Annotated in this window: 14 protein-coding genes; 5 read left to right on the plus strand and 9 right to left on the minus strand. The window is 73.7% G+C overall.

Annotation, left to right across the window (positions count from 1 at the left end; genetic code table 11):
* Nucleotides 1-8 precede the first annotated feature (8 nt).
* Nucleotides 9-833 carry an alpha/beta fold hydrolase gene (locus tag BU197_RS14345; RefSeq protein WP_188268655.1) on the plus strand — a complete coding sequence of 275 codons (825 nt, stop codon included), beginning with the start codon at nt 9-11 and terminating at the stop codon, nt 831-833.
* A gap of 56 nt (nt 834-889) precedes the next feature.
* On the opposite strand, the gene BU197_RS14350 is transcribed toward BU197_RS14345, so the two are convergent.
* The 4 genes from BU197_RS14350 to BU197_RS14365 all read right to left on the minus strand — a co-directional run bounded on the left by BU197_RS14350 (nt 890) and on the right by BU197_RS14365 (nt 5,330).
* Complete coding sequence (locus tag BU197_RS14350) at nt 890-1,615, minus strand: 3'-5' exonuclease (protein ID WP_188268656.1); 726 nt, start codon at nt 1,613-1,615, stop codon at nt 890-892.
* An 87-nt stretch (nt 1,616-1,702) separates the two neighbouring features.
* Nucleotides 1,703-2,983: an SAV2148 family HEPN domain-containing protein gene (locus BU197_RS14355; protein ID WP_188268657.1), complete on the minus strand. Its 1,281-nt coding sequence runs from the start codon at nt 2,981-2,983 to the stop codon at nt 1,703-1,705.
* 110 nt (nt 2,984-3,093) lie between these two features.
* Nucleotides 3,094-4,419 carry a copper amine oxidase gene (locus tag BU197_RS14360; RefSeq protein WP_188268658.1) on the minus strand — a complete coding sequence of 442 codons (1,326 nt, stop codon included), beginning with the start codon at nt 4,417-4,419 and terminating at the stop codon, nt 3,094-3,096.
* A gap of 53 nt (nt 4,420-4,472) precedes the next feature.
* Entirely contained in the window at nt 4,473-5,330 is an 858-nt protein-coding gene (locus BU197_RS14365) for a Tat pathway signal sequence domain protein (RefSeq protein ID WP_317452259.1), read from the minus strand.
* A gap of 139 nt (nt 5,331-5,469) precedes the next feature.
* Here BU197_RS14365 and glgX point away from each other — a divergent pair, with 139 nt between their 5' ends.
* Nucleotides 5,470-7,590 (plus strand): glycogen debranching protein GlgX, encoded by a 2,121-nt coding sequence (glgX, locus tag BU197_RS14370; protein ID WP_188268659.1) that lies wholly within the window; start codon nt 5,470-5,472, stop codon nt 7,588-7,590.
* 153 nt (nt 7,591-7,743) lie between these two features.
* Nucleotides 7,744-10,119: a malto-oligosyltrehalose synthase gene (gene treY / locus BU197_RS14375; RefSeq protein ID WP_188268660.1), complete on the plus strand. Its 2,376-nt coding sequence runs from the start codon at nt 7,744-7,746 to the stop codon at nt 10,117-10,119.
* Between the two features lie 26 nt (nt 10,120-10,145).
* Here the strand turns inward: treY and BU197_RS14380 are convergent, their stop codons facing one another.
* Complete coding sequence (locus BU197_RS14380; protein ID WP_223183643.1) at nt 10,146-11,252, minus strand: cytochrome P450; 1,107 nt, start codon at nt 11,250-11,252, stop codon at nt 10,146-10,148.
* Nucleotides 11,253-11,427: 175 nt separating this feature from the next.
* On the minus strand, nt 11,428-12,456 hold the full coding sequence (locus BU197_RS14385; RefSeq protein ID WP_188268661.1) for a phosphotransferase: 1,029 nt from the start codon (nt 12,454-12,456) through the stop codon (nt 11,428-11,430).
* 214 nt (nt 12,457-12,670) lie between these two features.
* Here BU197_RS14385 and BU197_RS14390 point away from each other — a divergent pair, with 214 nt between their 5' ends.
* A complete protein-coding gene (locus BU197_RS14390) occupies nt 12,671-14,356 on the plus strand; it encodes an adenosine deaminase family protein (RefSeq protein WP_188268662.1) in 1,686 nt (561 codons plus the stop codon).
* A 286-nt stretch (nt 14,357-14,642) separates the two neighbouring features.
* Here the strand turns inward: BU197_RS14390 and BU197_RS14395 are convergent, their stop codons facing one another.
* Complete coding sequence (locus BU197_RS14395; RefSeq protein ID WP_188268663.1) at nt 14,643-15,191, minus strand: FHA domain-containing protein; 549 nt, start codon at nt 15,189-15,191, stop codon at nt 14,643-14,645.
* A gap of 352 nt (nt 15,192-15,543) precedes the next feature.
* On the opposite strand from BU197_RS14395, the gene treZ reads away from it, so the two are divergent.
* Nucleotides 15,544-17,292, plus strand: a complete 1,749-nt coding sequence (gene treZ / locus BU197_RS14400; protein ID WP_188268664.1) for a malto-oligosyltrehalose trehalohydrolase — start codon at nt 15,544-15,546, stop codon at nt 17,290-17,292.
* A gap of 99 nt (nt 17,293-17,391) precedes the next feature.
* Here treZ and BU197_RS14405 read toward each other — a convergent pair whose 3' ends face one another.
* A complete protein-coding gene (locus tag BU197_RS14405; protein ID WP_188268746.1) occupies nt 17,392-18,534 on the minus strand; it encodes an aminopeptidase P family protein in 1,143 nt (380 codons plus the stop codon).
* Between the two features lie 94 nt (nt 18,535-18,628).
* Nucleotides 18,629-19,588: a hypothetical protein gene (locus BU197_RS14410; RefSeq protein ID WP_188268665.1), complete on the minus strand. Its 960-nt coding sequence runs from the start codon at nt 19,586-19,588 to the stop codon at nt 18,629-18,631.
* Nucleotides 19,589-19,648: the final 60 nt, after the last annotated feature.

Here is a 19,648-nt window from a genome sequence, read left to right on the forward strand (position 1 = left end):
TGTTGGGGATGAACGTGGAACTGTCCGAGGTGACCCTTGACGTCGAGGTGAGCGGGGAGGGTCCGGCGGTCCTGCTGGTGCACGGCTTTCCCGACAGCCGTCTGCTCTGGCGTCATCAGATCCCGGCGCTGAACGCGGCCGGATTCACCACCGTCGCCCCCACGCTGCGCGGTTTCGGGGCCTCGTCGCGTCCGGAGGGCGGCCCGGAGGCGTACCACCCGGCCAAGCACGCCGGGGATCTGCTGGAACTGCTGGCGAAGCTGGGGCTCGACCGGGTGCACCTGGTGGGCCACGACTGGGGCTCGGGCATCGTGCAGGGCATCGCCCAGGCTCTGCCGGAGCGGGTGCGCAGTCTGAGCCTGCTGTCCGTGGGGCATCTGGGTGCCTACCGGGCGGCGGGCTGGGGGCAGCGGCAGCTGTCCTGGTACACGCTGCTGTTCCAGCTGGCGGGGCTCTCCGAGGAGTGGCTGTCCCGGGACGACTTCGCGCAGCTGCGGGAGATGCTGGCGGAGCACCCGGAGGCGGAGGCGGTGATCGAGCCGCTGCGGGCGCCGGGCGCGCTGACCTCCGCGCTGAACGTGTACCGCACGGGTCTCACGCCGGAGATCCAGTTCGGCGAGGTGGAGCTGCACCCGCTGGCGGAGAGCGTGCCGGTGATGGGCGTCTGGTCGGACGGCGACCGTTTCCTGACCGAGCGCTCGATGGCGGACACCGGGGAGTACGTCTCCGGTCCCTGGCGTTACGAGCGGGTCGAGGGCGCCGGTCACTGGTTCCCGCTGGAGCGTCCGGAACGGCTCAACGAACTGCTGCTCTCCTTCCTCAAGGAGCACTGAGGGCGGTCCCGCCCCGTCCGGGTCCCCCCGCCGGGCCCCGGGTGCTCCCGGGGCCTTCAGACGGTGACGGAGGCCGGTGCGCGCAGGGGCCACACGGGGTCGACGACGGCTTCCGTGTCGCCCTTGCGTCGCAGGAAGTCCTGGAAGTTCTCGGCCCAGGCGCGGTACCAGCCAATCTGGCGCTCGTGGAGTTCGGCCGGGTCGAGTGCGGCGACCTCGCGGTGCCGTCCGGCTATCGCGACGGCGACGCGGACGGCGGCGAGCGCGTCGGCCGCGGCCTGGTGGGCGGCTTCGAGAACCACCCCGTACTCCCCGCAGACCGCTTCCAGGGTCCGCTTGCCGCGCCGGTAGCGGTCGACGGCCCGGTCGATGGTGTACGGGTCGACGACGGGTCCGACGGGGATGCCGCCGAGCCGCTCGCTCAGCGAGGGCAGTCCGTGGCGGCGCAGCTCGGCGGCGAGCAGCGTCAGGTCGAAGGAGGCGTTGTACGCCACGACCGGGACGCCGTCCTCCCAGTACGCGCAGAGGGCCGCGGCTATCTCGTCGGCGACCTCGGCGACCGGCCGGCCCTCGGCGGCGGCGCGCTCGGTGCTGATGCCGTGGATGGCCGAGGCCTGTTCGGGGATGCGGATGCCCGGGTCGGCGAGCCAGTCCCGCCGGTGGACGATGTCCCCCCCGCCGTCGACCTCGACGATCGAGGCGGTCACGATGCGTGCCTCCAGCGGTTCGGTACCGGTCGTCTCCAGGTCGAAGCCGACCAGCGTCTCGTCGTGCCAGGCCATCGGGTCCTCCTTGCGTGATCTCCCCCGTGGTGTCGACCACCCTCGCACGTGCCACTGACAACGCCTTCGGGAGCCCCCGGCGAGGGCTCAGGAGACCGGCCGGGAGTCGAGCCAGATGGATTCGAATTCCTCCCGGTACGTCTCGAAGAGTCCGTGGTCCGCGTCACGTGCGCCCTGGCCGTGCCGCACCACGCTCCGGCCGCCGCCGCGCAGGACGAGGACGGGTGCCTCCATGCCCCGGGCCCGGCGCAGATAGGACTGGACGACGCCGACGCCGTCCGGTCCGTCGCCGTCCACCAGGTAGGCGGTGAAGCGGGGGGTCTCGTCGAAGACGTGGATCTGGAAGGCGCCGGGGTCGCGGAGCTTGGAGCGGACCCGGCGCATGTGGAGGATGTTCATCTCGACCGAGCGGCTGAGTTCGCCCTTCTTCAGGCCCAGTTCCCGTTCGCGGCGCTTGACCGCGCTGCTGGCGGGGTTGAGGAAGAGGAGCCGGATCCGGCAGCCGGACTCGGCGAGCCGGACCATGCGGCGGCCGGAGAAGTTCTGGACGAGCAGGTTCAGGCCTATGCCGGTGGCGTCGAGGCGGCGGGCGCCGCCGAAGAGGTCCTCTGCGGGGAGCTGCCGCTGGAGCCGGACGCGGTCGGGGTGGACGGAGACGACGTCGGCGTAGCGGTCGCCGACGAGGTCTTCGACGGCGTCCACGGGGAGCCGGTCGGCGGAGGGCACCGGGGCGCCGCTGCCGAGGATCTCCAGGATGCGGGCGGAGGCCCGTTCGGACTGGGCGAGGACGGTGAGCGAGAGGGCCCGGTTGCGGGAGACGACGTTCCGGGTGACCTCCAGTTCGTCGAGGGCGAGTTCCACTTCGCGCCGGTCGTCGAAGTAGGGCTCGAAGCAGGGCCAGTGCTGGACCATGAGTTCGCGCAGCTGGGGCAGGGTGAGGAAGCTGAGGACGTTGTCGTCGGCGGGGTCGAGGAGGTAGCCCTTGCGGCGGGAGACCTCGCGGACGGCGACGGCCCGCTGGACCCATTCCTGACCGGCCGGGCCCGCTGCGGCGACCACCCATTCCTCGCCGTGCACGGGCTCGTACACGGGCCGCAGGACGGCGGCGACGACGGCGCGGAGCCGCTGTTCGACCAGGTTGAGCCAGATGTAGGCGCGTCCGGCGCGCTGGGCGCGGGTGCGGACCTCGCTCCACGCCTCGGCGCCCCAGTCGAGTTCGGCCCCGATCTCCACGGGCCGGGTGACGGTGACCGTGCCGGGGGGTACGCCCGGCGGTGCGGCCGTGCCGGGCGTGGACTCCGCGGGTCCGGCCGGTCCTCCGTCGTGCCCCTCGTCGCCTGGGGGCAGCTCCAGACCTCCCGAGCTCACCCGCGCACCGCCTTCTGCTCCTGGACGCCCGTGTCGACCGGTCCGACAACGATCAAGGAAGGGTACTCCGGGAGCGGGAGGCGGTGCAGCAGGATCGTCAGGCTCCTTCGTCAACTGCCCAGATCGGGCTGCCCGTTCCCGGAGGCGAGTTCGGCCGGAGTGAGCGGATTCATAGCGGTTACGTCACGGGGGGCGAGCTGGAAGCCCTGCCAGTGGACGGGCATCGGCTGCTGGTCCTCGTCGCGGGCGATGTGGTGGAAACCGATGTTGACCCAGACGGTCGGTTTGGTCAGAGTCTCCCCATTGACCCATTTGTCGACACTCTTGCCTGCGCTGGCCCCGCAGTCGCCGGTGTTGTCGCTGGCGAACTTCTCGCAGGCGCGGGACTGGGTGAAGTAGACGTCGTGCTTGGTGAAGCCGCGTCCGGCGTGGGCGTCGGTGTGGCCGGGGACGATCTCGTAGGAGCGGGGGTGTCCGTCGGCGTTCTTGCCGGTGCCGCTGACCACCCGCCACCAGCGCATGTTCCGGGCGTCTCCGGCGAGTTCCCTGGTGACGGGGGTGCGCTTGGTCTTCACGGTGGGGCTGCCGCCTGCGGCGGGAGGCGCGGTGACGGTGGAGTCGAACTGTTCGACGCGGTCCTTGCCTCCGTCGAGGCCGAAGTCGAGCTTCCAGAAGACGTTGTGGGCGTGGCTGGTGGCGTAGCCTCGGGCGCCCTTGCCGAGGGGCCAGCCGCGTCCGTCGGTGGCGTTGTAGTCCACCGGGGAGAGGCTGCCGGTGGCTCCGACGGTGGCGCCGATGGCGCCGTCGGCGGAGAAGCGCCATTCGGAGATGTACTCGTACCAGCCGACCTTGTTCACGGTGTAGACCAGCAGGTCCTTGGCCTGGGCCTGGTAGACCCCGGAGCCGGTGTCGGCGGCCATGCGGTAGGCGTGGCCGCGTGCCCGGGTGGTGGTGCACAGGCCCTTGACCTGGCCGAGTTCGGGGACCTTGACGGTGGTGAGGGTGCCGCCGGGGCACTCGGCGGGCTTGAGGTCCTGGAGTCCCCAGCCGAAGCCCGCGCCGGTCAGATCGTCGTACTCGGCGCGGCCGTCGTCGTAGGGCACGTGGATCTGGGCGAGCCGGGCGCTGGTGAGGACCTTGACGGGGGCGGTGGCGCCGGGCGGCTGGTAGGTGACCCGGTCGAGGGTGAGCCCGGCTTCGGTGTCGTAGCGCCAGCACATGCGCCAGGTGGCGCCGCCGTCGAGCTTCTGGGTGATGCGGTAGGCGGCGGAGCAGTCGGGAGTCGGCGGGGCGGCGGGTGCGCGGGTGGACGCGGGCGGGGCGGGTGCGGCGGCGGCTCCGCCGGCGGGCGCGGCGGCGGCGGTGGCTGCGCCGAGCAGGGCGGCCGCGGTCAGGACGGCGCTCCGGCGGGCGCGCCGGTCTCGCTGGTGTGGCATGGGAACGTACTCCCTCGGTAGGGGCGATGCGGTGGGCGGGGACGGGCCGGTGGTCAGCCGACGCGGGTGACGGTCCTCGCCGAGAGGTCGACGATCAGGTCGCGGGTGTCGATCCAGGGGCCGTTGAGGACCTTGGTGACGAGCCGGACGCAGCGGTGCTCCCCGCAGCGGGCGAGCGGTGCGGGGACCTTCGTCTCCCGGTAGGGGCGGTAGAGGTCGCCGTTGAAGCGGAGTTGGGCGGGGGAGGCAAGTTCCTTGCCGGTGGCGTCCCGGTAGTCCTCCTTGAGGCCCTGTCCGAGCGGGCTCGCGAGGATCAGTTCCATGGCCTCGCGGAGTTCGTCGGGGTGGGCGGAGGGCTGGACGCCGCGCTGGGTGGCGGAGCGTTCGATCTTTCCCGTGTCGAGGTTGACGGTCCTGGTGATCAGTTCGTCGTGCGCGTAGTCGTAGAGGCGGACCTCGGCGCGGCGGTCCGGGTCCCCGGGCAGCGGGTCGGCGAGGACGGTGCCGAGGCGCTGTGGTCCGCGTCCGCCGGTGACGTCCTGCTGGGCGGTGGCGGCGGGCGGGGCGAGCGCCAGGGTCTCGGCGCGGGTCAGCTCGTCGTCGGTGAGCGGGTCGCTGCCGACGCCCTTGGCGCCCTCGGCGGCGGCGGGCACGACGGTCGCGGGCGGCGGGGCGCCTCCGGTCCCGCCCTGCCCCCGGCCGGGTGTGGCCTCCCCCGGACGGGTGCCGCTCCCCCCGGTGCCGGGCGCCCCGCCCGCGGTGTTCGCGGTGGTGGATCCGGCGGGTGCGGCGGTTCCGTTCGCCCCCACCGGTCCCGGCATGCCGATCGCGACCGCGACGGCGGTTCCCGTCACCGCCATGGCCGCTCCGGCCACCACTTTCCCCAAGTGGCGGCGTGCGATTTCGTACACACTTCCCCCTCTATCCCCCATTGGTCCTGCGGTCACCCGGTAGGACGGGGCTAAGTCCTAGGAGGTTGCACCTCTTTCGGGCAGGATGCGGCCGAAGAGCTTCCCCCTGAACCCGGACAGAAGAGGAACATTCATATCCATGCAGGTCTGGCCGGGACAGGCGTACCCCCTGGGCGCCACCTACGACGGAGCGGGCACCAACTTCGCGGTCTTCTCGGAGTCCGCACAACGGGTCGAGCTGTGTCTGCTCGACGACGACGGCTCGGAGACGGCGGTGGAGCTGCGCGAGACGGACGCGTTCGTGCGGCACGCCTATCTGGCGGGCGTGATGCCGGGACAGCGGTACGGGTTCCGGGTGCACGGTCCGTACGCACCGGAGCGCGGGCTGCGGTGCAACGCGGCGAAACTGCTGCTCGACCCGTACGCGCGGGCGGTCTCGGGGCGGGTGCGCTGGGGCGAGGCGGTGTACGGCTACCCCTTCGGGCGTCCGGACGCGCGCAACGACCTGGACTCCGCCCCGCACACGATGAGCTCGGTCGTGGTCAACCCGTACTTCGACTGGGGCGACGACCGGCGCCCGCGCACCGAGTACCACCACACGGTGATCTACGAGGCCCATGTGAAGGGCCTGACGATGCTGCACCCGGACCTTCCCGAGGAGCTGCGCGGGACGTACGCGGGGCTCGCGCACCCCTCGGTGATCGGACATCTGAAGGAACTGGGCGTCACCGCGCTCGAACTGATGCCCGTTCACCAGTTCGTACAGGATCACCGTCTGGTGGACGCGGGGCTCACCAACTACTGGGGCTACAACACGATCGGCTTCTTCGCCCCGCACAACGCCTACGCGTCCTGGGGCGACCGGGGCCAGCAGGTCCTGGAGTTCAAGTCGGCGGTGCGGACCCTGCACCAGGCGGGCATCGAGGTCATCCTCGACGTGGTCTACAACCACACCGCCGAGGGCAGCCACCTGGGCCCCACGCTCTCCTTCCGGGGGCTCGACAACCCCTCGTACTACCGGCTCGCCAACGACCGCCGCTACTACACGGACACCACCGGCACCGGGAACTCGCTCCTCATGCGTTCCCCGCACGTCCTCCAGATGATCATGGACAGTCTGCGGTACTGGGTGACCGAGATGCACGTGGACGGCTTCCGCTTCGATCTGGCGGCCACCCTGGCCCGCCAGTTCCACGAGGTGGACCGGCTCTCGTCCTTCTTCGACCTGGTGCAGCAGGACCCCGTGGTCAGCCAGGTGAAGCTGATCGCCGAGCCGTGGGACGTCGGCGAGGGCGGCTACCAGGTCGGCAACTTCCCGCCGCTGTGGACCGAGTGGAACGGCAAGTACCGGGACACCGTCCGGGACCTGTGGCGCGGCGAACCGCGCACCCTCGCCGAGTTCGCCTCCCGCCTGACCGGCTCCTCCGACCTCTACCAGGACGACGGACGCCGGCCACTGGCCTCGGTCAACTTCGTGACCTGCCACGACGGTTTCACCCTCCGCGACCTCGTCTCGTACGACGAGAAGCACAACGAGGCGAACGGCGAGGGCAACCGGGACGGCGAGAGCCACAACCGGTCCTGGAACTGCGGGGTGGAGGGCGACACCGAGGACGTCGGCATCGCCGAGCTGCGCGCCCGCCAGGCACGCAACTTCCTCGCCACCCTCATGCTGTCGCAGGGCGTGCCGATGCTCAGCCACGGCGACGAGTTCGGGCGCACCCAGGGCGGCAACAACAACGCCTACTGCCAGGACAACGAGGTGTCCTGGGTGCGCTGGCCGAAGGAGGACAGCGAGGCGGAGACCACCCTGCTCCGCTTCACCCGCGCGATGGTACGGCTCCGCCGGGAGCACCCGGTCTTCCGGCGCCGCCGCTTCTTCCACGGGAGGCCCGTCGAAGGCACCCACGACGAACTGACCGACATCGCCTGGTTCACCCCCGAGGGCGTGGAGATGACGGCCCGCGACTGGCAGGCGGCGCACGCCAGGGCGCTGACCGTGTTCCTCAACGGCAACGCCATCTCGGAGCCGGGACCGCAGGGCGAGCGGATCGCCGACGACTCCTTCCTCCTCATGTTCAACGCCTCCTCGCAGGAGCTGGAGTTCGCCGTCCCCGACCACCACGGGAACGGCTGGCGCATGGTGGTGGAAACCTCCGACCCGGAGGGCATGCCCCCGCAGGAGGGGCCGGAACTGGCGGGCGGCGAACGGGTGACCCTCGCACCGCTCAGCCTGACCGTCCTGCGCCGCCCCGCCTGACGGTCCGACCCCCGCGCACCCCGCGATGGGCCGTACGGATGACAGCCGTACGGCCCAGGGCCGTCATCCCATCGGACGATCGTCCCGGCCCCTGCCCGCCCGCGCGCCCGAGGCGGTGCGAGAGACGCCTCCCGGCAGGGTACGTACGTTCGCATGACCTCCCTTCCGGCCGGATCCGCGCCCGGCCGCCCCGCCCGACCCGTCCCGCCCACCGCCACCTACCGGCTCCAGCTCCGGCCGGAGTTCCCGTTCGCGGCGGCGGAGCGGGCCGTGCCGCACCTGGCCGGTCTCGGGATCTCCCATCTGCACCTCTCCCCCGTCCTGGAGGCCGTCCCCGGCTCTGCCCACGGGTACGACGTCACCGACCACCGCTCCGTCCGGGCCGAACTCGGCGGCGAGCCGGGGCTGCGGGCCCTCGCCGCGACCGCACGGGCCCACGGGCTCGGCCTCGTCGTCGACCTCGTGCCCAACCACATGGCGGCCTCCCCCCGGCACAACCACGCCCTGCGCGCCCTGCTCAGGGACGGCCCGGACTCGCCGTACGCCCGCTGGTTCGACGTCGACCGCTCGGCCGGGGACGGCCGGGTGCTGCTCCCGGTGCTGCCCGCCCGGCTCCCCGAGGTACGGGACAGGCTGCGGGTCTCCGGCGGCGCGCTGCGTCTGGACGGGCAGGAGTTCCCGCTGCGCCCCGGCACCGAGGGGCTGCCGCTCGACGCGCTCCTCGACGCCCAGTGGTACCGGCTCGCCTGGTGGCGCCTGGCCCGCACCGAGCTGAACTACCGGCGCTTCTTCACCGTCTCGGAGCTGATCGGGGTCCGGGTGGAGGACCCGGAGGTGTTCGCCGCGACCCACGCGAAGATCGTCGAACTGGTCGGGGACGGGGTCGTCGCCGGGCTGCGGATCGACCACCCGGACGGGCTGGCCGACCCCCAGGGGTATCTGGAGGCGCTGGCGGCGGCGACCGGCGGACGGTGCTGGACGGTGGTGGAGAAGATCCTCACCGGGGCGGAACGGCTGCCCGCCGCCTGGCCGGTCGCGGGAACCACCGGATACGACGCCCTGCACCGCCTCGACGGGGTGTTCACCGACCGGGCAGGAGCCGGGGAACTCGCCGATCTGTACCGGGAGTTCACCGCATGGCCGGAGGACGGCGGCGGCCGTTGGGGGCCGACCGCGCGGCGCGCCGCCCACGAGGTGGCCGGGCACGATCTGGCCGCCGAGACGGCCGTCCTCACCCGGACGGCGGAGCGGATCTGCGCCGCCGATCCCGCCCTGCGGGACCACGCGCCCTGGGCGCTGCGCACCGCCGTCCACGAGCTGCTGGTCCGGGTCCCGGTCTACCGCCCCTACCGGACCGGAGACGAGGAGGCCCTGCCCCCGGCGGCGGTCCGCGCGGCGAAGGCCGCCTTCACCGTGCCGGAGGAGGCGACGGCGGTCGACGTCGTACGGGACCTGGCGCTCGGCCTCCTGGGCGACGGGCCCGAACACCGGGCGTTCCGGGCCCGGTTCGCGCAGACCTCCTCGGCGCTGCGGGCCAAGTCTTCGGAGGACACCGCCTTCTACCGGTACGCCCCCCTGCTCTCGGCCAACGAGGTCGGCGGCGATCCGGGCCGTCCGGCCGTCTCACCGGACGAGTTCCACACCTACTGCCTGCGGATCTCCCGGGACTGGCCGGACACCGGGACCGTCCTCTCCACCCACGACACCAAGCGCAGCGCCGAGGTCCGGGCCGGGATCGCGGTCCTTTCCCAGTGCCCCCGGGCGTGGGCCGAGCTGCTTTCCGGGGTCGCCGGGGTGCCCGCGCCCGACCCGCACGTGGCCTGGACCGGCTGGCAGACCGCCTTCGGCTTCGGCGCCCCGGACCGGGACCGGCTCGCCCCCGCGCTCCTCAAGGCCGTACGGGAGGCGGGACTGCGGACCGGCTGGACCGAGCCGGACGCGGAGTACGAGCGGGCGGTGGACGCCTTCGTGGCGGCGGGGCCCGGCCGCGTCCCGCTCCGGGGCGCGTCGGACGCGGCCCTCGCCCTGGAACCGCACATCCAGGCGCACGTCCTCGGCGCGCTCCTCGTCCAGCTGACGATGCCGGGGGTGCCCGAGCTGTACCAGAACACCGAGCGCGCCTACCGGGCGCTGGTCGACCCGGACAACCGGGGCCTGTTCGAGCCGGGCCCCGACGACGACCGCACGGCCCTGGTCCGCGCGGCGCTGCGGCTGCGGAGGGAGCGCCCCGCGGTCTTCTCCGCCGTCGGCTCGTACGCGCCCCTGACGGCGGAGGGACCGGCCGCGCGCCACTGCCTGGCCTTCGCCCGCTCCGGCCGGGTGGTCACGGCGGTCACCCGCCTCCCCCTGCGCCTGGCGGAGGCGGGCGGCTGGCAGGACACCGGCCTCACGCTGCCGCCCGGCCGCTGGACCGACGCCCTGGGAGGCGTACGGGAGTTCACGGGCGGCCCGGCGACACCGGTGAAGCTGGCGCAGCTGTTCGGACAACGGCCGGTGGCGCTGCTCGCACGGCTGGAGACACCGTCCTGACGCTCCCTCGCCGGACCGCGCCCGGGTCAGCCGTGGGGCCGTACGATCAGGCTCCGCGGCGCCCGGGTGATGAGGCCGTTCCACACCGGGCGGAAGCCGTCGGCGAGGCGGATCCGGGGCATCGCCGTGAACAGGGCCCGCAGGGCGTACTCGGCCTCGAAACCGGCCAGGACGACGGCCGGGCAGAACCCGTCCCCGTAGGTGAGCTGCCCCGGGTCGTCGCGCGCGGGGTCGAAGCGGTCGGGCTCGCGGAAGCGCTCCGGGTCACGGCCCGCCGAGCCGAGTAGCAGGGCCACCGACGCGCCCGCCGGGACGATCCCGCCGCTCACCGGCACCTCGGCGGCGGTCCGGCGGACGGCGATCTGCACGGGCGGGTCCCTGCGCAGCGACTCGGCCCAGGCCCGGCCGACCGGCCCGGCGGGGGCGTCCCGGAGTTCGGCGATCCGGTCGGGGTCGGTCAGCACATTGCCGAGGAAGGAGGCGAGCGCCTTCTCCCGTACGGCGATCTGCCCGCCGCACTCGCCCGCGAGGGCCCCGGCCGCCCGGCCGCGCACGAGCCGCATCATGTCCCGGTACGGCACGCCGACGGCGGCGGCGACGGTGCCCGCGGGCAGCCAGTGGCAGAAGTCGGCGACCAGATCGGCCTGCGGCCGGTCGGCGATCCGGCGGGCCAGGACGTACGCGGTGCGCTCGGCGACGGACCGCAGGGCCTCGGTGTCCACGTCGACGTGGGCCCGCGCGCACGGCGGGTCGCCCGGCCGGTGCCCGTGGGTGAAGCGGGCGTCGGTGAGGGCGGTGGCCACGTCCGCGTACCGGCTGAGCACCCAGGCGCGCAGCAGCGGGTCGTAGCTGAGGGGGAAGTCCTCGCGCAGGGTGCGGTGGATGCGGTGCGGGTCGCGCGAGGCGCCGGGATCGAGGGCGCTGGGCGCCACGGTCCTGGCCTGGGTCCCGGGGCCGCCCTCGGGGCCCGGTTCGTACGCGGTGCGGACCCGGTCGGCGAGACCCGCCGGGCGGGGGGCTTCGGGGTCGGCGGGGGCCATGGCCGGAAGCCGTTTCCACGGGTCTCCGGAAGGCCACTGCGGTCGGTCGGCGGGTATGCCACCGCCCGGTTCGCGGTTCGGCTCTTCGCTCATCACGCCCCCTTGTGGGTCGGCGGTGGTGGCGCGGCCTGAGACGCGGCCCGCGCCCCCACAGCCCATCACCGCCAGGGCCCCACCGCCCGCCGCGTACCGCCGGACGGGTGAAATCGACGGGGGGGTACGGCGGGGGCGGCGGGGGCTGTCCGGGGGCGCCGGAGTGGCGGGGCGGCTACCAGGCGTCCTCCGACGCGAAGAGGTCCCGGACCCAGTAGGCACTGGCCTCGTGGCTGTCGGCGAGCGGGGTGCCGGGGAAGAGCCGGAACCAGGAGCCCGCGCGGCCGAGGGCCGCGAGCCGCACCGCGAGGAGCGCCGCCGCGCGCAGCTCGGCGGCCGGGAGTCCGAGGCTCTCCCAGGGCTCCAGATACGCCTCCACCAGCGGCGCCGCGGCCTCGGGTCCGTACCGCTCCCGGACCGTCCGCAGCGGCACGAGGAGGCTGCCGAAGGGGTGGGCCACACAGGCGTCACCCCAGTCGAAGAAGGTGAACCGGCCGGGCTCGGGGGCGAGGATCTGGCCGTCGTGCAGATCGCAGTGGTCGAGGGAGTCGGGCACGCCGTACGCGTCGAGTTCGGCGCACCAGTCGACGAGCCGGGGCCGCTGCCGGAGCAGCGCGGTCCGCTCCGCGGTGTCGAAGAGCGGATTGGCCTCGACCAGTTCGTCGAGGAGGCCCGGCAGGTCGCGGGGCCGGGCGCCGGGCACTCCGAGGGCGCTCATCCGGTCCGCGTGGGGCAGCAGCAGCCGCTGCATCCGCGCGTACCGGCCCACCGCCGCCGCCCACTCCCCCGGCCCCGCCTCGCCCCGGTCGAGGACGCCCCGGAAGAGCGGGCCGCCGTCCGGCAGGAGGGTCCAGCCGCGCTCCGCGTCGACCGCGAGAGGGGTCATGACGTGCTCGGGCACCCAGTCGGCGAGCGCCCCGGAGAGCCCGGCTTCGAAGGCGTTGTCCGGGGCGCCGGTCTTGAGCCAGACGGCGTCCCGCCCGCCCTCGCCGATGGGCAGGCGCACCAGAATCGACCAGGGGCGCACCCGGACCTCGCGCGGACCCGTCTCGGTCCACCCGCGCGCGGCGATGGTCCGTTCGGCCCAGCCGAGTGCCTCGCGCCGCCATTCCTCGTCGTCCCAGGGGGTCCGCGCGTCCGGGAACCGTCCCCGGTCCACCACCGTCGTCCGCTCGCCGCTCGTTCGCTCGTCGCTCGTTCGCATCCGGCGATTCCATCATCGCCGCCCTGCCGGACGCACCGGAAATACGGGGCCGGTGCCGGGTCTCCCCTCCGGGGGCGCGCCCAGGGGCGCACGCCTGAGCGCGTACCCCGGAGCCACTCGTTCGAGTGAGGGAAATTCACTCTGACGGGTGAGCGGAGCCGTCAATCTGTTTTATCCGGCCCACCGGACGCCCCGCGATCACCATCATGCTCGCGTGACTACGCCCCCACGATCCGCCTCGCGCCGCCGGGTCCTCCCGGTCGCCGTGGCCGCGCTCGGACTGCTGTCGCTGAGCGCCGCCCTGCCCGCCTCCGCCACGCCCGCCGCGCCCTCTTCCGGTGCCGCGCTCTCCACCGCGTACGGGACCACCGCCTCCGGAGCCGCCGCCGTCCCGGCCGCCGGGTCCTTGGCCGGCGCGTCCTTCACGGGCGCCCGGGTGCCGACATCCGCCGAGGCCAGGACCGACGCCTATCTCCGCTCCGTACGCGAACAGCCCGCCCGGCTCGGCGCGTTCTTCCGGTCGATGCCCAAGGGCGGCGAACTCCACAACCACCTCTCGGGAGCCGTCTCCACCGAGTACCTGATCACGCTCGGCGCCGAGGACGGGCTGTGCGTGGAGACCGCCACCATGACGGCCGTCGCCTCGCCCTGCGGGCCCGGCACCCGTCCGCTCGCCGACGCCCGCGCCGACCGCGCCCTCCACGACGCGCTGATCCGCGCCTGGTCCATGCAGGACTTCCCGTCCGACCGCAGCGGACACGACCACTTCTTCGACACCTTCGGAAAGTTCGGCGAGGTGTCCTGGCGTCACCGGGGCAAGATGCTCGCCGAGTTCGCCGACGGCATCGCCGCGCAGAACCAGTCGTATCTGGAGACCATGGTCAGCCCCGCGTCCGAGAGCGCCAAGAAGCTCGCGGGCGAGGTCGGCTGGGACCCGGACCTCGACGCCCTCTACCGGAAGCTCACCTCGGGCGGCCGTCTCGAAGCCGTCGTCACCGAGGCGGTCAAGGAGGCCGACGAGGGCGACGCCGAGTTCCGCGCCGCCGCCCGCTGCGGCACCGCGCACCCCCGGCCCGCCTGCGGCCTCACCGTCCGCTGGATCTCCCAGGTCTCGCGCGGCAGCTCGCCCGAGCGGGTCTTCACCCAACTGGCCCTCGGCATGCGCCTCGCCGAGCGGGACGGCCGGTTCGTGGCCGTCAACCTGGTCCAGCCGGAGGACTGGGACAGCTCCCTCCAGAACTACCGGCTCCAGATGCGGATGATCGCCTATCTGCGCGGGGTCCACCCGAAGGCCCATGTGACCCTGCACGCGGGCGAGCTGTGGCCCGGTCTCGTCAAGCCCGAGGACCTCTCCTTCCACATCACCGACGCCGTCGGCACGGCCCGCGCCGAGCGCGTCGGCCACGGTGTCGGCCTCGTCCACGAGACCGGCTGGCAGGACACGGCCCGCACCATGGCCGCCCGGGAGACCGCCGTCGAGGTGCCGTTCAGCAGCAACGCCCAGATCCTCGGCGTCCGCGAAGCCGATCACCCCTTCGCGACGTACCGCGCCTACGGCGTCCCGGTCGTGCTCGCCACCGACGACCCGGGCGTCTCCCGGATCGACATCACCCACGAGTACCAGTACGCGGCCGGCACCTACGCCCTGTCCTACCCGGAGCTGAAGGACCTGGCGCGCGCCTCCCTGGAGTACGCCTTCGTGCCGGGCGAGAGCCTGTGGCGCGGCAACCCGACCGCCGAGGGCTACCGCACCGTCCCGGCCTGCCGGAGCGAGCGGCCCGGCGCCCCGATCCGCTCCACCTCCTGCCGCCGCCTGATCGAGGGCAGCCCCAAGGCCTCCCTCGAATGGCGCCAGGAATCCGCCTTCGCGACCTTCGAGGCCGACCACAGGACCCGGTGACCGACCGGAGCCGCCGACTCGCCGGGCCCGGTGACCCACCGGAACCGCCGACTCACCGGACCCCGTGACCCACTCGGCTCGGTGACCCGCCGGGCTCGGTGACCCGCAGGACCCTCCACCCCAACAGACCCTCTGCCCCACCCGACCCGCCGACCCCCACCGGCAGGCGGAAGCGCCCGGCCCCTTCCCAGGGACCGGGCGCTTCCTCGTATCGGCACCGGGCGCCGCTGCCCGACCCGGCCAGGTCCGGCCCGGCCCGGCCCGATTCACACGACCCGCACGCGTCCTAGTCGTACGACAACCGGAACGTCATCTCCCCGAAGCCGACCACGTCCCCCGGGCGGACCACGACCGCGCCGGTGACCCGGCGTCCGTTGACCGTGGTGCCGTTCGTGGAGCCGAGGTCGCGCAGGACCCACATGCCGGCCTGGAGGAACAGTTCGGCGTGCAGCCGGGAGGTCGTCTCATGGCTGAGGCGCAGGCCGTTGACCGGGTCACGCCCTATCCGCAGGGGGTGCGGCCCCGGCATCGGAAGGAGCAGTTTCGGCAGCCGCTCCGCGTGCCAGGCGCGGCCGATCCTGGCCGTGAACGCCGACATCTTCTCGACCGCTCCCACCACCCGCCGGGACCAGCCGCTCTCGCTCCTCAAGTCGGCGGTGAGCAGCGCGAGTTCGTCCGGACGTCGGGCCTGGAGCGCCCGCTCCATCCGGAAGAGGAACGTGTCGTGCGAGAGGCGGCCCTGGGCGGCGCCCTCACGGAGCAGCACCAGCGCGCGGTCCCGCGCGGTGTCGGTCACCCGAGGGGAGTTCGCCGGAAGCTCGAAAGGGGTCGTCACATCCGTGATTGTCCGTCCGCCGGGCCCGGGGTGTCCAGAAGGGCCCCGCCCCGACTCCCGCACCGCTCCCGGGGCCGGGCCCGCAGCCCTCCCGGCGGCCCGGACGCGGCCGGTTCCCCGGACGGACGCGGTCACGTCCCCTGGGGGCGGTCACGTCCCCGGGTGGGCGCGGTCACGTCCCCTGGGCGGGCGCGGGCCCGGGTGATCGGCCGCTTCGCCCGGACGGGTGACGGCCGCTTCGAACGGGTCGTCAACCGCGTGCGGACGCTCCGGGCGCGGCGGGGTCCCGGCTGTCAGGATGGGCGCGATAGTCGGCCCGTCGCGCGGCCGGCCCGTCGACGAGGGGATTCCCGTGCTCTTCGAGGTGTGGGCGCCGAACGCCCGTGAGCGGGTGACGCTGGAGCTGGAAGGCTCCCGGCACGACCTGGGCCGGGACGCCGAGCGGGCCGGCTGGTGGACGGGGGTCGCGCCCGCCCGGGACGGCGACCAGTACGGCTTCTCCCTCGACGGGGGCCCCGTCCTTCCCGACCCCCGCGCCCGGCGGCTGCCTTCGGGCCCCGAGGGGCTCGGCGCGGTCGTGGACCACTCGGCGTACGTCTGGCGGCACCCCGTCCCGAAGGTGCGGCTGCGCGGGTCCGTCCTGTACGAGCTGCACATCGGGACCTTCACCCCGGAGGGCACGCTCGACGCGGCGGCGGCCCGGCTCGGGGAGGTGGCGGGGCTCGGCATCACCCATGTGGAACTGATGCCGCTCTGCCCGTTCCCCGGGGTGCGGGGCTGGGGGTACGACGGGGTGGCGCCGTGGGCGGTGCACGAGCCGTACGGCGGTCCTGAGGCGCTGAAGCGGTTCGTGGACACGGCGCACGGGCTCGGCATGGGGGTGGTCCTGGACGTCGTCCACAACCATCTGGGCCCCTCGGGGAACCATCTGCCCGCCTTCGGGCCGTACTTCACGGAGAGTCGCCCCACGCCGTGGGGTGCGGCGGTGAACCTGGACGCGCCGGGTTCGGACGAGGTCCGGGCGTACTTCCTGGGGAGCGCGCTGGCCTGGCTGCGGGACTACCGGATCGACGGGCTGCGCCTCGACGCGGTGCACGCGCTCGTGGACGGCCGGGCGTACCCCTTCCTCGAAGAGCTGTCGGCTTCCGTCGACGAGCTGGCCAGGGAGCAGGGGCGGCAGCACTTCCTGATCGCCGAGTCGGATCTGGCGGACCCGCGCACCACGACTCCGCGCGCGCTCGGCGGGACCGGGATCCACGCCCAGTGGAACGACGACTTCCATCACGCGCTGCACACCGCTCTGACCGGCGAGGACCAGGGCTATTACGCGGACTTCGCGCGGGCGCCGCTCGCGGCTCTGGCGAAGACCCTCACCCGGGTGTTCTTCCACGACGGCACGTATTCGACGCTCCGGGGGCGTCGGCACGGGCGGCCGGTGGACCGGGAGCGGACCCCCGCCCACCGTTTCCTGGGTTATGCGCAGAGCCACGACCAGATCGGCAACCGGGCCCTGGGCGACCGGCTCTCGGCGTCCCTCTCCCCCGGGCTGCTGGCCTGTGCGGCGGCCCTGGTCCTGACGGGGCCCTCGGTGCCGATGCTGTTCATGGGCGAGGAGTGGGGGGCCCGGACGCCCTGGCAGTACTTCACCGATCACACCGATCCCGAGCTTGCCGAGGCCGTACGGCTCGGCAGGCGGCGGGAGTTCGCGGCGCACGGCTGGGACGGGGAGGTGCCCGATCCGCAGGACCCGGCGACCCGGGACCGTTCGGTGCTCGACCGGACGGAGCGGGAGCGGGACCCGCACCGGCGGCTCCTCGCCTGGCACCGGGAGCTGATCGCGCTGCGCCGCACCCTGCCGGATCTGACGGACCCGGACCTGGCGGGGGTGCGGGTCGCCTTCGACGAGGAGGCCCGCTGGCTGGCCTTCCGGCGCGGGGTGCTGCGGGTGGCGGTGAACCTGGGCGCGCGGCCGGCCGGGGTCCCGATCGGTTCCAACGGCAGGGACCGGGTCCTCGCGGCGTGGGAGCCGGTGGGGAGCCCGGTCGGCGACGGGGTGCTGCGACTGCCGGGCGAATCGGCGGTCGTCCTCACGGACGGCTGACGACCGGGCTCCCCACCGGCTCCCACGGGCGGCTGACGGGGCGGGTGGCCGGGCGCTACGGACGGGCGGTCACGGTCACCACGGGCGGCCGGTGGCCGGTCACTCGACGATCGCCATCTCGCGCGGGGTGTCGTTGAAGCGGCGGCCGGGCCCGTCCTCGGTGGCCGTCACGATGTCCTCGATGCGGACGCCGAACCGGCCGGGGAGATAGACGCCGGGCTCGATGGAGAAGCACATGCCGGGGACGAGGGGCAGTTCCTCGCCCTCGATCATGTAGGGCGGTTCGTGGGTGGTGACGCCGATGCCGTGGCCGGTGCGGTGAATGAAGTACTCGCCGTAGCCCGCGTCCGTGATGACCTTGCGGGCCGCCCGGTCGACGTCCTGGCAGGTCGCTCCGGGGCGGACCGCCTCGAACCCGGCTTGCTGGGCCTCCCGTACGAGGTCGTGGACGCGCCGCTCCTCGTCGGTGGGTTCGCCGACGTGCACGGTCCGGGTGGTGTCGGAGCCGTAGCCGTGCTTGAGCCCGCCGAAGTCGAGGACGACCATGTCGCCGTGCTCGATGACCCGGTCCCCGGCCTCGTGGTGCGGGTTGGCGCCGTTGGGTCCCGAGCCGACGACGGTGAAGTCGACCTGGGAGTGGCCGAAGCGCAGGAGCAGCCCGGCGAGGTCGGCGGCGACGTCGGTCTCCTTGCGGCCCGCGAAGCGGACCTTGAGGATCTCGCCGTACGCCTGGTCGGCGGCGGCTCCGGCGGCGGCGATCCTGGCCAGTTCGTGGGCGTCCTTGACGGCCCTGAGCATCGGCAGGGCCTCGGTGAGGGAGACGTACGAGGTGCCGGGCAGGGCCTGCTGGAGGCCGAGGAGGTGCAGGGCCCAGGCGTTGTCGCTGACGCCGAAGCGGCCGTCGACGTCGAGCAGCGGGGCGGTGACCGCGTACGGGTCCTTGCCGTCGGTCCAGTCGCGGAGGGTGAGGGCGGCGGCGCCCGCGGCCTTCTCCGCGTCGGGCGCCTCCAGGGTGGGGACGACGAGGACGGGTTCCTGACCTGCGGCGAGGACGAGGACGGTGAGCCGCTCGGTGATCGCGGTGGGCTGGTAGCCGGTGAGGTAGACGAGGTCGGGGCCGGGGGCCACGAGGACACCCGCGAGCCCGGCGTCGGCGGCGGACTCGGCGGCGCGGGTCATCCGGGCGCGGTAGTCGTCGGCGGTGAAGGGCACGACCGTGTCGGTGGGCTGGCTGCTCGGCATGAGGGGCTCCTTCTCGGCGTCCGCGGCCTGCTCGGCCTGCTCGGCCTGCTCGTCGTACAGCATCCTGCCCGGGGCCGTCGGCCGACGCGACCGCTCAGCGCCGGTCCGGTCCCTGGAGGATGAGCCGTTCCAGGAGGTCCTGGAAGTCGTCGCCGACGACGATCCGCAGGTCTCCCCGCTCCTCGTCGTGCTCGCTGAGCTGGGTGAGGGTGCCGCCGCGCCACCAGAAGACGTAGGGGCTGATGGCGCCCGGGGTGTCCTCGTATCCGGAGGCGGCGAAGGAGGCCATCGCGCCGAGGGCGGGGATGATCGAGGTGTCCCGGATCGGGTGGAAGGCCAGCTGGTGCCGGAAGGGCAGGGCGACCAGGGCGCCGTGTTCGCCGAGCGGCGCTCCGGTGACCCGGCGGGCGACGCCGTCGAGGTCGAGGACGCGGCTCGCGGTGTAGAAGGAGTCGCCGAGGATGACCTCGAAGGTCATGCCGTCGGCGTCGCGGACGGTCTCGTGTTCCTCGACGGGCAGTCCGCGCAGGTTGCTCAGGGCCCGGTCGCGGAGCTGGGCGTGGCTGCCGAGCCGGTCGAGCGCCTCGTCGGTGAGCATCATGACGCTCTCGGGGAGGTCGAGGGCGAGGACTTCCCAGAGCCCGGGGGCGACGGCTCGCGCGTAGCCGAAGGCGGAGGCGTCGATGCCCTCGCCGCTGACGACCCGGGGGTAGAGCTGGGAGCGGATCTGCTCGGGCGGCAGGGTGTCGAGCGCGGAGGGGCCGTCCATGGCGCGGACGACGAGGCCGATGTGCCGGTCGATGGTGGCGGGCCAGACGCGGGGGCCGCGCCGGTCCTGGTGGCAGACGGCGGCGAGGTTGGCGAGGCCGAAGCGGCGGCCCTTGTCGTCGACGACGTGGTCGGCGTAGACGGTGACTTCGAGGCCGAGTTCGGCGAAGGTCTCGCGGACCCGGCCCCGGAAGAGCGCGGCCTCGCGCTGCGAGAAGTATCCGAACCCGGGGTCCCTCGGCGCGTCCTCGCCGTCCCGTCTGGGTCCTCGCCGCAGCCACCCCACGCCAGCCCGCCTTCCGTCGCCGTTGCGCCCCCAGGGTAGCGACTGCGGGTGTCGGCACCT

The organism is Streptomyces sp. CBMA291 (assembly GCF_014596525.1).
Taxonomy (GTDB): Bacteria; Actinomycetota; Actinomycetes; order Streptomycetales; family Streptomycetaceae; genus Streptomyces.

What these genes read in the sequence shown, in the direction of transcription:
- BU197_RS14345 (WP_188268655.1), top strand. Translation starts at nt 9, where the DNA reads ATGAACGTGGAACTGTCCGAGGTGACCCTTGACGTCGAGGTGAGCGGG.
- BU197_RS14350 (WP_188268656.1), bottom strand. Translation starts at nt 1,615, where the DNA reads ATGGCCTGGCACGACGAGACGCTGGTCGGCTTCGACCTGGAGACGACC.
- BU197_RS14360 (WP_188268658.1), bottom strand. Translation starts at nt 4,419, where the DNA reads ATGCCACACCAGCGAGACCGGCGCGCCCGCCGGAGCGCCGTCCTGACC.
- glgX (WP_188268659.1), top strand. Translation starts at nt 5,470, where the DNA reads ATGCAGGTCTGGCCGGGACAGGCGTACCCCCTGGGCGCCACCTACGAC.
- treY (WP_188268660.1), top strand. Translation starts at nt 7,744, where the DNA reads ATGACCTCCCTTCCGGCCGGATCCGCGCCCGGCCGCCCCGCCCGACCC.
- BU197_RS14380 (WP_223183643.1), bottom strand. Translation starts at nt 11,252, where the DNA reads ATGAGCGAAGAGCCGAACCGCGAACCGGGCGGTGGCATACCCGCCGAC.
- BU197_RS14385 (WP_188268661.1), bottom strand. Translation starts at nt 12,456, where the DNA reads ATGCGAACGAGCGACGAGCGAACGAGCGGCGAGCGGACGACGGTGGTG.
- BU197_RS14405 (WP_188268746.1), bottom strand. Translation starts at nt 18,534, where the DNA reads ATGCCGAGCAGCCAGCCCACCGACACGGTCGTGCCCTTCACCGCCGAC.